Raw genomic sequence first — 12,053 nt, forward strand, 5'->3', positions numbered from 1 at the left:
TGCAACTCGATTGACGGACGAAGCATCCCTGCTGGCCTGTGCCGCTTACGTGGATTTGAACCTGATTCGTGCCGCGATGGCGGAAACGCTGGAGCAGAGCGATCATACGTCGGTGCAAAAACGAATCGAGGCGATGAAAAGTGAGTCACCAAGCGAAGACAAGCCGGATGCTTTCTTGGCACCTCTGTCGATCGATGAGCGGCTTGATCCCGTAGGTCCCTGTGCTAGCGATAGCGGCAAGCGATGTAGTGATAAAGGCTTCTTACCGATTTCGCTCGTGGATTACTTGAAGCTACTCGATTGGACAGCTCGGCAAGTGGCGCCGGGCAAACGCGGAGTGACGCCTTCGGCTGCACCACCGATTTTGGTTCGGTTGGGACTCGAGCAAGCGACTTGGTGCGAACTGGTGAAGGACTTTGGGAAATTGTTCTGCAGCATTGCTGGACGCCCCGAAAGTGTCGATTCGATGCGTTGTCACCGTACGCACCGCCGCTACCATCTCCGCCGCCGCGCCCGCGAGCTATTGACGCTCCCGGACTGAGTGCCCCTTCTTCGATTCCCCTCCTTTTCGTGACGCTCTTTGAGCTGCCCCCAGGATGAAGGTACGCACCCAATACGGCCATTCCGAGGTAAAAAGCCTATCTCCCTGGTTCCCATGCATGATTATTGACGATCAAGTGCAATAGCAAAGCAAAAATCACGACGGCGTCTGCCCGGGGTGTGGCTGTATCACCTGAAATGATGCTCTGTCCCTAAGATTTGGCTACGTGCCAACCGAACCATCACACACCTCCCGAGAGAAAAGCATCAGCGGAATCACCAGGAATCGTATACCTCGGTTAGGGAAAAGGCAAATCCACCAGAATCATGCTCTGTCCCTTGGTGTTATATCCACCAGAATCATGCTCTGTCCCTTGGTGTTACCCGACGGCGTCTGCCCGGGGTGTGGCTGTATCACCTGAAATGATGCTCTGTCCCTAAGATTCCCGAACTGGTGAAGGACTTTGGGAAATTGTTCTGCAGCATTGCTGGACGCCCCGAGAGTGTCGATTCGATGCGTTGTCACCGCACGCACCGCCGCTACCATCTCCGCCGCCGCGCCCGCGAGCTATTGACGCTCCCGGACTGAGTGCCCCTTCTTCGATTTCCCTCCTTTTCGTGACGCTCTTTGAGCTGCCCCCAGGAAGATGGTACGCACTCGTTGCGGCCATTTCGAGGGAAAAGCCTATCTTGCTGGCTTGCATGCATGATTATTGACGATCAAGTGCAATAGCAAAGCAAAAATCACGACGGCGTCCGTCTGGGGTGTTGCCTCATCACCTGAAATGATGCTCTGTCCCTAAGATTCTTTCCTAAGATTCTTAGCGGAATCACCAGGAATCGTATACCTCGGTTAGGGAAAAGGCAAATCCACCAGAATCATGCTCTGACCCTTAGTGTTAAATCCACCAGAATCATGCTCTGTCCCTTGGTGTTATGTCCCTTGGTGTTACCCCTAAGATTTGTCCCTAAGATTTGTGTCCCTAAGATTTGGCTTGCCAGAGTCAATGATATCGATGGCGCGATCGAAAAGGTCACGGGTGGATTTCAAGTCAGTTGCGATGTCGTTGGAGTACAGGCCCGGGCCCCAAGTTCCCATATTGATACCTCTTCAGATGCATAACGGCAGTGATCACCGAGCTGGAACGGCCGATCATCCATTTGAAAGCACGAGCAAGTCCGGATTCGCGTGCATGGCATTGATACTCATCACGGCCTCCTTGGGTGTGTGAGCCTTTCCATGACGGCGAAGCCGTCTCATTCGTCTTCTGCAAGCTACGCTTGCAGTGCGAAAAACGTCACCCAAAAGGTGCGTTACGACATCTGGCTAAAACCCAATCATCACCCAAGGAGAACCACAATGAATTTGTATTCTACATAACATCCTTTCTACGGTGGAATCGATTTGCACACCGGAGCGATGTATGCCTGCGTCGTTGACCAAGATGGTAACAAACGACTCCACCAAAACTTCTCAACTAACAACATTCCCGATTTCCTTGCGAAAATCAAACCCATTTTACCCGATCTTTATGGTCACTTTGCAATGGTTCGTCGGCTTGTGGGCGTTGGTGCAGTTATCGTTCGTTGGTGTCGTTGGCGTTGTGTTCTGCCCTTCCCATTTCTGTATCGGGCATGAAAAGACAAACTAAAGGTGCAGACGCACAAGCAAGACCAAGAAACCAGCCAATGCCTAGAGTTGCCTTGCCGCTGGACAGTGCCAGTCCTATCGGGGTGGTAATCCAGATTGCTGCCCCAATCGCTACGATCCAAAGGGCAATCTTTGGTATCGCGAAGGCATCCGATGAACGCATAAGCTGTAAGACATTTGCTGCAATTGCGACTGCAACTACGAACCACAGTGGTGTCTTGAATAAAAGTGTCACGTGACCATTTAGCCCCGTAACGTCAAACGTCATCCCTTGGAATGCAGAATTGAACAGGTTTCCGAAGCCACCTTCGATCTGCATTTCGGCGTTGCGAATGGTCATCCAGGTCATGGGCAGAGACACCAGTCCTGACACGATACCGGCGGCTAGAATCGTGTTTTTCTGCTTTGCATTCATTGTATTCTCGCGGGATGATATTTTGCCGACGATAACCGCGTCGGCCAAACTAACGCTTAGATGACCGCAAACCGTCGTGGCCAACCGTGGTTCATCAGGTCCAGCGATTCTGCGATGGACTTCATCCGCTTCGGTGAGATATCGTTTACCAAACAACGTCGTCATCAAGTAAACGCTCGGATCCAATCCGATGCCATCGCGTTTGCTGTACGATGACTTCATCAAGTTTAGCTGAGTTGATTGGCAGAGCAAGTTCCGGTTGGTGTTCCAGATGTTTGCGAGGTGCAATTGCGGCGTGGATCGAGTATGCAAAGCGGATAACGAAACGAATTGCGATCTATCCGGGGGCCAGGCGTGTAAAAGCTTTGATCAATCGTTGACGTGTTTCGCCTGGTCCACGGATAGAATGTGGGTTGAACTCTCGGTAAACGAGTTCCAGTCGCCGACCCGTGACAAGTTCCAGGACGGATCGAGATTACTGTCGGATCGATTTCAATTGACCAAGTGATCTTCAACATCGTAGCCGCTTGTGCCAGCGTTAAACCCATGACGACTCATCGTTCCCGCAATCGTTCCCGCAATCGTCTCGGACATCGTGTTCTTGTTCGTGCTCGTGTCCCAGTCGTAGGTAAGATTGCCGATCGGGGTTACTGAGAAGGAGATCCCTGCGAGCGTGTTATCGGTATTGTCCGTTCTGGTTTCGCTCACCCCCATCTAGTCGGTCAAGAGGATCTCGGAAATACTAATGGGGAACGAAATTGATCGATAGGAATACATGAAACCGAATCAGGAGCTCCTTGTTATGGCGTTACACGAAAAAGATATGATCCGCGAAAACCTGCTTGATGATGTCTACGCCTCCGCTAGTCTCGCACACAGCTTGCCGAAGTACCGGATTCCGGACACCGAGCAGGATCCGCGTCATGCCTATTCGGTCGTGCACGACGAGTTAATGCTGGACGGAAATTCGCGACAAAACCTGGCAACGTTCTGTCAGACATGGTCCGAACCCGAAGTTCATTCGCTCATGGATGAGTGCATGGATAAGAACATGATCGACAAGGACGAGTATCCGCAGACGGCGGAGATTGAATCCCGCTGTGTGCACATGTTGGCTGAGCTCTGGAATTCGCCGGAAGCGGCCAATACCATTGGATGCTCGACGACTGGATCGAGCGAAGCGGCAATGCTGGCTGGATTGGCGATGAAGTGGAAGTGGCGTGCGAAACGAAAGGCGGAAGCTAAATCGATCGACAAACCGAACATGATCTGCGGTCCGGTTCAGATTTGTTGGCATAAGTTCGCTCGTTATTGGGATATTGAATTGCGTGAAATTCCGATGGAGCGGGATCGTCTGATCATGTCGCCTGAAGAAGTGCTCAAGCGGTGTGACGAAAACACAATTGGGGTGGTGCCAACGCTAGGTGTAACGTTTACCTGCCAATACGAACCGGTCAAAGCTGTCGCCGACGCACTGGATAAACTGCAGGCAGACACCGGGCTGGATGTTCCGATGCACGTGGACGGGGCCAGTGGCGGTTTTCTTGCACCGTTCTGTTCACCTGATCTCGTATGGGATTTCCGCATTCCCCGCGTGAAGTCCATCAACAGTTCCGGCCACAAGTTTGGCCTGTCTCCATTGGGTGTGGGCTGGGTCGTTTGGCGCGAGAAGGAAGATCTACCGGAAGACCTCGTGTTTCATGTCAACTATCTGGGCGGTGATATGATCGACTTTGCGCTGAACTTTTCGCGACCGGGCGGTTCAATTGTCGCCCAGTACTACAACTTTCTGCGGCTTGGCAAAGACGGCTATCGCAAGATACACACCGCCTGTTATGAAACGGCCGAGTTTTTAGCGAATGAAATTGAAAAACTGGGCCCGTTTGAAATCATCTACAACGGACAGATGGACGCAGGCATTCCGGCGCTTTGTTGGAAGTTGAAGGACCAAGAGGCGGAAGGCTATACGTTGTATGACTTCGCCAATGCGCTTCGTTCCCGAGGCTGGCAGGTGCCTGCATATTCGATGCCGGCAAACCGCCAGGATCTAGTGATCCAACGCATCCTCGTCCGTCACGGGGTCAGCCGTGATTTGGCGGTTCTCTTGCTGAAAGACATGAAGCGTTCGCTGGATTTTTTTGAGAAGCACCCCGACCATGCGTCGCTGGCCGCTGAAGAGGCAAGCGGGTTCATGCACTAGGGCCTTTTCGAGAACGATGTAGCCCCAGCCGCTTACGAAATGAACTTCCAAAACATGACTGAACCAACTCCGAACGATGCTCGGCCTTTGGATTCCGATTGCGTCGAGCAAACGGGTCCGTGGCCGTTTGTGACGCGCCGAGTCTATCGGTTGGCGGATCCATCGAGACGGATCTGGAGTTCACGGCACCATCGGAAGGGCCTGCTTGTCCGTGACCTATCGGAGATCGAGCAACTCGGATCGATCCTGATTCGGTGCCTTTGGTTGCCGGGAAAGCTGAACTGGTGGATCGGCATCGTCTTCACAATCGGATCGCTGCTGTTTGCGTTGGCGAGCGTATTGAGTTTGTCACCGTCGTTTGCAGGAAAATGGTCATTGGATGCGGAGCAGATCAACGCTATCTTCTTCGCGGGATCGATCCCATTCACGACAGCAGCCTATCTGCAGCTCTATCAAGCCGCAAACGTGAGCCCGTTCTGGCCGGATGGTACGTCAGCAGGAAGGCGGCGATCCTTGATCGGTTGGCGGCCATTTGATATCGGATGGCTGAGTGCTGCGTTGCAGTTTGTGGGCACCATCCTATTCAATTTCAACACGTTCGACGCAATGATTCCAGCAATCAATTGGTTCCAGCAAGACTTGCTGATTTGGGTGCCAAACATCGTCGGATCGATCCTGTTCCTGGCGTCCGGCCACTTGGCGTTCATCGAAACGTGTCATTCCCATTGGTCTTGGCAACCCAAAAGCATTTCCTGGTGGGTCGTATTCACCGGTTTACTGGGGTGCATGGGGTTCATGATCTCGGCATTGTTTGCGATATCTTTTCCCACGGCACACCCGGCGGCGATCACCCTCTCGATTGGGTTTACGCTGTTGGGGGCAATCGGTTTTCTGGTCAGTTCTCTGCTGATGCTTCCTGAGACAGTGGACGCAAATGGAATGCCGTACCGGCCCAATATCAAAAACTCGCATCGCATTGGCGACTGAAACGCGGACACGCTGGTGTGCCGGAGTGGGGCGGGACACCACCCTTTCTTGAAGAGAAGGCCGTTGAACGGAGTGAAGTTCCGTTGAACGGCCTTTTCATTCGCGATCATGAAAATCGATCACATGACAACCAACTCATTAACCTTTGCGTCGGCTCTGGTCAACCATTTGAGGCCATTGGCAGGGTTCCAAATCGAATCTAGTTGTCTGCGTTCTTTTTCATTTCGTTTGCGGCCTTCTTATCAGCTGCAACCATCTGAGACGGACCGAGCTTGACGACCACTTTATCAATCTTTCCATTGAAGCGGAAAGGCAGCTGATAATCCTTATCGTTCACTCCCGTGCGGGTATCCATTCCGATATCGAACGACTCGTCGATCGTCAAGATAGCCGGGATGCTGTGAGGGATTGTACCTCCGAAAACCTCCTTGCCGTCCACATACAACTTGCCTGACCCACCCTTGGCCATGCCGGGGCCATCGTATTTGAAATCAAACATGATGGTGTGCTTGCCAGGTGTCAGCGTCTGCTCTCCTGCCCAACGGTAATCGTTGATGCCCAGGAAGTTGTAGACATAGACGGGTTTTCCTTTGAGCAGATAGAGTCCGTAGCCACCGAATCGTCCGCCGCAGGTAACGATCATTCCGTCGCCCCCGCCTTCCGGGACTTCCACGTCGGCGGTGATGCTGTAGGACTTAGCCAGAATGTTCGGCGCGTCGCCGTTGGGCAGTCCACTCAATTCAGTTGTGTAGACGAACTCATTCCGTCCGGCGGTATAGCTTGGCCTTGCAGCGAGGATTCGTGGGAGGATTGAATTATCCAGTGGCAGCACCTGATATTTCGCGGCCTCGACGAGAAAGAGTTCCTGCAGTTCTCGCAGTTTCTCGGGATATTTGGCGGCCAGGTCATTGGACTCCGAGAAATCCTCGTCGATATGGTAGAGTTCCCAGTTGTAGCCATTGACCACATCGGGAAACTTACCTTCGCCCATGAACCAGGGAGCGTTGGGCGGTGTCGTCGTCGCGATCCAACCCTCGTGATAGATTGCACGGTTTCCAAACATCTCAAAGTATTGCGTGGTTCGTTTGGATGGGACTTTGGCGTTGGCTTTGTCCCAGGTGTAGGCCATGCTTATGCCCTCGATGGGTTTCTGCGCGATGCCGTCGACCATCTTCGGAGCCTTGACTCCGGTCGCTTCCAAGATGGTGGGAACAACATCAATGAAGTGATGGAACTGGGGACGAATGCCTCCGGCGTCCTTGATATGTCCCGGCCATGACATAACCATTCCCTGGCGGGTTCCACCGAAGTGTGAGGCGACCTGTTTGGTCCATTTGAAGGGTGTATCAAAGGCCCATGACCAAGCCACCGACATGTGCGGCGTGGTCTCCGGCCCGCCCCATTTATCGTAATACTTCATCTGATCTTCGACGGGAATGTTGATGCCCTGAATCGCTGCCATATCGAAAGGGGTGCCGATGGTCGAGCCTTCGGCACTCGTGCCGTTGTCACCGCTGACGTAGATAATCAGTGTGTTATCGAGTTTGCCCAAGTCTTCCACGGTCTGGATGACCCGGCCGATTTCGTGGTCGGTGTAGGCGACATAGGCTGCGAAGACTTCCGCTTGCCGCGCGAAGAGTTTCTTTTCGGTGTCCGTGAGCGTATCCCATTTCGGTAGTTTGGCGCCACCAAACTCGGCTTGCCCATCTGGCCAATCCGTCAATACGGTATCCGCTGGGATGACGCCCAAACGTTTCTGGTTGGCGAAAATCTGCTTACGCAGTTCGTTCCATCCCATGTCAAATTTCCCTTTCATCTTGTCAATCCACTCCTGGGTGGGCTGATGAGGGGCATGGGTAGCGCCGGGGGCGTAATAAAGGAAAAAGGGTTTCTCGGGCGCGGCAGCTTCCAGTTGATGCAAATAGCGGATCGCGTCGTCTGCCATGCCGGTAACCAGGTTGTACCCGGGTTGCTCTCTCCATGGAAAAATCTGGGTGTGATCTCGGAACAGCCATGGTGTCCATTGGTCGGTTTCACCGCCCATGAAACCATAGAAATATTCGAAGCCCATCCCGCTGGGCCATTGGTCGAACGGTCCCGCGACGCTGTATTGATAATCGGGTGTGTTGTGATTCTTGCCAAACCACGACGTTGCATAGCCGTTCTCTTGGAGGATTCGACCAATGGTTGCGTTGTCTGTGCCAATCGTGGAATCGTAGCCCGGGAAACCGGTGGCTTGCTCGGCGATCACGCCAAAGCCGACCGAGTGATGATTACGTCCGGTGATGATCGCCGCTCTTGAAGGCGAGCAGAGCGCCGTGGAATGAAACTGTGTATAGCGCAGCCCGGTTTTTGCAATACGATCCATATTCGGCGTCGGAATGATACCGCCGAAAGTGTCGTAGATGCCAAAGCCCTGGTCGTCGGTCAAAATGAGCAGAACATTGGGCGCGTCTTTGGGCGGTACGACGTTCGGCGGCCAATACGGTTTGGAATCCTTCGCACTCAGATTGATCACCCCACCAAATCTGTCCGGCGGATTGGGTAGGTAATTGCCATCGACGGTCGTGGTTGCACTTGGCAAGCCAGGCGTACCGGTGATCTCTTGTGCTTGAGATGGCGACGCATGCACCATCAAGAAAAATGGGAATAGGAAAATGAGTCGGTTCGTTTTCATAGCCTTACTTCGTAAAAAGACTGATCGTGGAGCGATCGAAAACAGTCATCAAGTTCAGAATGATTCTCGTACGTGATTGACTCGATACGATTCGACTTTGATGGTCGCGAAAAGAACACAATGGAAGCCATTAACCATTGTTGCGAAGATCTTCGCTACAGAATCAAAAAGAGGAGATGACCGCGATAAGCCCACGTCACTACGTCGCACCTGCCCGCCGCGCGTGCAAAAAGAGTGTTGCAACAGAAAGCGTATCAAATCCAGGTGGGATTGCAATTACTGAAACACGAAATCGCCCGTTCTTCACACAAAGCTCAGGCGATTGCACCGTCAGAAATTAATTTTGGATTTCTCAGCCATGCTTTGCTGCATTTCTTGGGGCTTCAAGAAAATATCTTCCGCAATAGACCAGCAAAGCGATTTCCCCATTTGTCGATTGCGAAAGTTGTTTTTTTTGGACGCCTTTAGCTTTGACGCCTTTAGTGACGGCCATTCAAGCTGAGCTATGTGGACAGACAAACGGAATCGTTTTTGCCGATACCAACCGGACGCATTGGTGCACGGCGTGCAACCGCTAGTGATGTCTCAGGATAGCTGAATCGTCCGTTTGGGTTCAGTTCCATTCGCAAGGAATGGGCAGACATTGACCGGAACCTCGTCGGAAACGCCAGGTAATTGCACCGCCCACCCAGTAGCTCTCGAGCGAAGAGATGGTGTCGGCAAACTGGTCGGTGTTCTCGAACATGCCGCCGGCAAATAGGTCGACATCGACGCCCGGCAGCATGTCGCGGATTCCCACTCCACCGGTGATGCGATGCTGGCTGATTGCGGCGAATTGTCCTTGAACGTATCGCAGGGCAGGTATTCCGTCAGGAAGATCCACACCACCGATCGAAGTCACCGAGGGATCCTGTCGCATCGGGTTCTCGTTGTATGCATATCCCGCTCGCAATCGAAGACGTGGTGATACCGCATACTGGGCCCCAAATTGATACACCCACTGGTTATTGTAGATTTCCTTCAGGAAATCCGCGTTACTGTGGTGCTTGTAGACGATATCCATGGCCAGCAGCAAGCGTCCATCAAGCAAAGAGCTGTTTGCGACACCGATGCCGAAATTTTCGGGATGATCGAATGCAAGATCCTGAGCAGTACCACCATTGTAGAGCACGGCATCCTCGAAATTGAAACTCTTTTTGGTTTGCCAGTAGGCGCCCAACGACGTGTTATGCCCGAGGTCATAGTTTGCACCAATCGTTCCTCGCAACGCGAAGGCCGCTGTCATGCCAGTTAAATCGACAAAAGGTCCATCAAGGAAAGAGGTGCCTACCGTCATCGCAGCACCGACTGATAGCCGATCGGTTAGGTCGACGCCTGCACCGGCAACAACATCCAACGCCAGGTATTGCGACGACGTGCCGTTTGACGCGGGGACGCCTCGATACTCGGCGCCAAGTCCGGCATTGGTCAGCAAACCGAGTCCGATGGTAACAGGCAAATCAAACACTCGCATATCTTGGGTGACGCCAATGTTGGGAATGGCACTTCCTGGCGTACCCGACTTCGCGGCATAGGGATCGACGCCGACCAGTGGAAGCGAAGTCGACTGATCGATATTGATCGTTGGTTCAGCCCATCCGGCACCGAACGAGAATTGGGTTCCGCGAAACTGTGTCAGCGTCGCCGGATTTCCATAGATTGCGGATTGAAGGTCTTGTGGGCGAGAGAGACTGGCACCCGCCATTCCGCCCGAAGCGGGCATCATTGTATTGTGCAGTTCAATCCCAAACGTCTGGGCGTTGGCTTCGAAAGCAAAAGCAGATGCTGCAAAGAGAATCAGGGCGACTCGTAGGATTTTCATCGTTGACATCCTGTCAAAATTGGAATTTGGTTGGTTGCGGCAAGACTCATTCATGCCGGGATGATGGCCGCAAAACCTTCCGGGCCGTACATTGATTCCTACGTAGCCGCGGCATATCAAATGGGGATTCTGGCATTGCGCATTCATCTAATCGGATGAAACGCAAGTATCTCCACAGGGACGCACCGAATGTATCGATTGTGACGCTAAATAGGATTGGTCACCCAATGGGAATTGGACTGCCATCCAATTTTCCAAATTGACAAAAGCGAAATCTTCTCGAACTCGGCAGCGTCAACAGCTTGGAAGCTGGCGGAAACCGAAGGGATGTAGAGATCGAAACGATTGATTTAGTGAAGCCCGTGTCGACTCATCTTGTAATGCAGCGTTCGCACGCTGACGCCGAGCATTTTTGCAGCTCGTTCGCGGTGATAGTCGCAGACGCCCAACGCAGCAGTGATCGCATCGATCTCGGCTTTTTCCGTTGCCTCAACTAAGGATTTGACTTGAACGTTGCCAGCAGGGGTCACCTGTTGGATTTCCTTGGGCAGATGGTTGACTTCGATGGTCGAGCCACTGATCGTAACGACTAAGCGTTCCATCAGGTTTCGAAGTTGACGTACGTTGCCAGGCCAGTTTACCGACGCAAGCATTTGCATCGTATCGTCGCTAAGTTGCTTTGGCGGACGTTGATGTCGAAGGCAAAAATAGGTCAGGAAATGGTCGGCGAGTAGCGGTATGTCTTCGCGACGTTCTCTCAGCGAAGGAACACGAATGGGAACGATATTGAGTCGATAATACAAATCGTCTCGGAACGACCCATCCTGAGTCATTTCACCGATATCCTTGTTCGTTGCTGAGATAATTCGAGCATCCGATTGCATTGTTTCCTCACCGCCAACTCGCGAGAATTCTCCCGTTTCGAGCACACGCAACAGATCGATTTGGCTCTTTGGCGGGATCTCGGTAATCTCGTCCAAGAACAGGGTGCCGCCGAATGCTTGCTCGAAGCAGCCCGGTTTTTGTCGCGCCGCACCTGTGAACGAGCCTTTTTCGTGACCGAATAGTTCGCTTTCGAGGAGTGTTTCAGGTAGCGCACCCAAGTTGACGGCGATAAACGGATTTGCGCTCCGCGTGCTAAGATCGTGTAGGGCTCTGGCGATCAGTTCTTTGCCGGTGCCGCTTTCGCCTTGAATCAAAACCGTTGCGTCGGTTGTCGCAACCTGCCGAACTTGCTGATACACATCGCGCATCGCGGAACAGTTTCCAATAATCCCAGAGATTGCACCCGCGTTTGCAAGTCGGCCCTTGAGCTCTCGATTTTCGGATTGAAGCCGATAATGCTCTAACGCCTTGGTGACCTGTTCGCGAATCAGGTCCAAGTCAACCGGTTTGGTGATGAAGTCGAACGCTCCGCGGCGCATCGCATCAACGGCGGTCTCAACGGTCCCGTGAGCGGTAATGACGATGACGGAGGTGTCTGGTTTGTGTTGTCGAATCAGCGTCAACAAGTCGAGCCCATCACGATCGCCGGGCAGGCGAACATCGGCAATCACAAGTTGAAAGTCGCCTGATTCGAACTTGTCAAGCGCCTCGTTGACGTCGGATGCGGTTTCGATTTTGTCAACAATCTTGACCAAACCCTTGGCCAATCCGCTACGGATATTGGGTTCATCGTCCACCACCAGGACTTGAAATCGCCTTTCCACGACTTCGCCTTGC

9 protein-coding genes are annotated in these 12,053 nt (G+C 52.8%); 4 read left to right on the forward strand and 5 right to left on the reverse strand.

Annotated elements, in window-relative coordinates; all coding sequences use genetic code 11:
- The coding region (locus Q31b_RS25825; protein ID WP_231617856.1) for a hypothetical protein at nt 1-541 on the forward strand (541 nt) is incomplete at its 5' end.
- Between the two features lie 1,576 nt (nt 542-2,117).
- Here the strand turns inward: Q31b_RS25825 and Q31b_RS25830 are convergent.
- Nucleotides 2,118-2,828, reverse strand: coding sequence for a hypothetical protein (locus Q31b_RS25830; protein ID WP_146602565.1), 711 nt, complete (start codon nt 2,826-2,828; stop codon nt 2,118-2,120).
- 270 nt (nt 2,829-3,098) lie between these two features.
- Entirely contained in the window at nt 3,099-3,314 is a 216-nt protein-coding gene (locus Q31b_RS25835) for a hypothetical protein (RefSeq protein WP_146602566.1), read from the reverse strand.
- Nucleotides 3,315-3,381: 67 nt separating this feature from the next.
- Between Q31b_RS25835 and Q31b_RS25840 the strand changes: the two genes are divergently transcribed.
- Together Q31b_RS25840 and Q31b_RS25845 are read left to right on the forward strand one after the other, a co-directional pair.
- Nucleotides 3,382-4,806, forward strand: coding sequence for a glutamate decarboxylase (locus tag Q31b_RS25840; protein WP_231617857.1), 1,425 nt, complete (start codon nt 3,382-3,384; stop codon nt 4,804-4,806).
- A gap of 54 nt (nt 4,807-4,860) precedes the next feature.
- Entirely contained in the window at nt 4,861-5,793 is a 933-nt protein-coding gene (locus Q31b_RS25845) for a hypothetical protein (protein WP_146602567.1), read from the forward strand.
- A gap of 199 nt (nt 5,794-5,992) precedes the next feature.
- Here the strand turns inward: Q31b_RS25845 and Q31b_RS25850 are convergent, their stop codons facing one another.
- Nucleotides 5,993-8,470 (reverse strand): arylsulfatase, encoded by a 2,478-nt coding sequence (locus Q31b_RS25850; protein ID WP_146602568.1) that lies wholly within the window; start codon nt 8,468-8,470, stop codon nt 5,993-5,995.
- A 237-nt stretch (nt 8,471-8,707) separates the two neighbouring features.
- On the opposite strand from Q31b_RS25850, the gene Q31b_RS25855 reads away from it, so the two are divergent.
- On the forward strand, nt 8,708-8,938 hold the full coding sequence (locus Q31b_RS25855; RefSeq protein WP_146602569.1) for a hypothetical protein: 231 nt from the start codon (nt 8,708-8,710) through the stop codon (nt 8,936-8,938).
- A 145-nt stretch (nt 8,939-9,083) separates the two neighbouring features.
- On the opposite strand, the gene Q31b_RS25860 is transcribed toward Q31b_RS25855, so the two are convergent.
- Both Q31b_RS25860 and Q31b_RS25865 read right to left on the reverse strand, forming a co-directional pair.
- Nucleotides 9,084-10,331, reverse strand: a complete 1,248-nt coding sequence (locus tag Q31b_RS25860; RefSeq protein ID WP_197172378.1) for an OmpP1/FadL family transporter — start codon at nt 10,329-10,331, stop codon at nt 9,084-9,086.
- Nucleotides 10,332-10,681: 350 nt separating this feature from the next.
- On the reverse strand, nt 10,682-12,040 hold the full coding sequence (locus tag Q31b_RS25865; protein ID WP_146602628.1) for a sigma-54-dependent transcriptional regulator: 1,359 nt from the start codon (nt 12,038-12,040) through the stop codon (nt 10,682-10,684).
- Nucleotides 12,041-12,053: the final 13 nt, after the last annotated feature.

This window comes from Novipirellula aureliae, from assembly GCF_007860185.1.
Taxonomy (GTDB): domain Bacteria; phylum Planctomycetota; class Planctomycetia; order Pirellulales; family Pirellulaceae; genus Novipirellula_A; species Novipirellula_A aureliae.

What these genes read in the sequence shown, in the direction of transcription:
- Q31b_RS25830 (WP_146602565.1), bottom strand. Translation starts at nt 2,828, where the DNA reads ATGAAGTCATCGTACAGCAAACGCGATGGCATCGGATTGGATCCGAGC.
- Q31b_RS25840 (WP_231617857.1), top strand. Translation starts at nt 3,382, where the DNA reads ATGAAACCGAATCAGGAGCTCCTTGTTATGGCGTTACACGAAAAAGAT.
- Q31b_RS25845 (WP_146602567.1), top strand. Translation starts at nt 4,861, where the DNA reads ATGACTGAACCAACTCCGAACGATGCTCGGCCTTTGGATTCCGATTGC.
- Q31b_RS25850 (WP_146602568.1), bottom strand. Translation starts at nt 8,470, where the DNA reads ATGAAAACGAACCGACTCATTTTCCTATTCCCATTTTTCTTGATGGTG.
- Q31b_RS25860 (WP_197172378.1), bottom strand. Translation starts at nt 10,331, where the DNA reads ATGAAAATCCTACGAGTCGCCCTGATTCTCTTTGCAGCATCTGCTTTT.